Annotated in this window: 1 protein-coding gene; it reads right to left on the bottom strand. The window is 70.0% G+C overall.

Annotated elements, in window-relative coordinates; genetic code table 11:
- On the bottom strand, nt 1–1017 hold a 1017-nt coding region (gene tnpB, locus NIE79_RS32595; RefSeq protein ID WP_238682215.1), incomplete at both ends, for an IS607 family element RNA-guided endonuclease TnpB.

Here is a 1017-nt window from a genome sequence, read left to right as displayed (position 1 = left end):
TCACGCTCGTGCAGGGCGAGCTTGGCTTTCACCGCGCCGCAGCCCGAGCAGGTTTTCGAGGACGGATACCAGCGGTCGGCCACGAGCAACCGGCCGCCGTTCCATCCGGTCTTGTATGCCAGCTGACGGCGGATCTCGGCGAACCCGGCGTCAGCGATGTGCCGGGCCAGCCGCCGGTTGCGCAGCATGCCCGCGACGTTCAGGTCTTCGACAACGATGGTGCCGTGTTCGCGTGTCAGCCTCGTGGTGAGCTTGTGCAGCCCGTCGCGGCGCAGGTTCGCGACTCGCGCATGGGCGCGACCAAGTCGGTCCGAGGCGCGTTGCCAGCGGTTCGAGGGGCGGCAGCCGGTGCGCCGGTCGGGGCCGGACTTCCGCGACAACACCCGACCCAGCGCCCGCAGTCGGGCCTGCGCCGCGACGAGGTGGCGCGGGTTGTCGACCCGCTCACCGGTGGACAACACCGCAAGATGTGTGATCCCGACATCCACACCCACCACCGAAGCGGGCCGGGCCGGTTGCCGTTCAGCCCGCTGCACCTCGACGGTGAACGAGACATGCCACCGTCCGCCGTCGCGGCGCACGGTCGCGGACATGATCCGAGCGGTGCCGCCCTCGACACGGCGGGCGAGCTTACGGGCGGATTCGTGCAGCTTCAACCGACCCAGCCTCGGCAGCACCACATGCCGGCGGTCGGGCTCGACGCGGATCGCTCCGGTGGTGAACCGCACCGACGGTGTGCCACGGCGGCGGGACTTGAAGCGGGGGAAACCGACCGGCCTGCCGGCTTGCCCGCCCTGACGGGAGACAGCCCAGTTCTTCAGGCCACGGGCGAGAGCATCCAGGCCGGTGTTGAACGCCTCTTTGGACACTTCGCCCCACCACGGCGCCGCATCGGCCTTCGCGGCGTTCCACGCCTTACGCAGCCCGGCGAGCGACCACGGCAGCGACGGCGTCAGCAACTCATCCGGCAGACCATAGGAACGCTCCGCCGTGCGAGTAGCCAAGCAGTCACTGACC

It is taken from the genome of Micromonospora trifolii (genome assembly GCF_022229005.1).
Classification (GTDB): domain Bacteria; phylum Actinomycetota; class Actinomycetes; order Mycobacteriales; family Micromonosporaceae; genus Micromonospora; species Micromonospora trifolii.
Note: the sequence above shows the minus strand (reverse complement) of the source record. Positions and strands in the feature narration are given on the sequence as shown.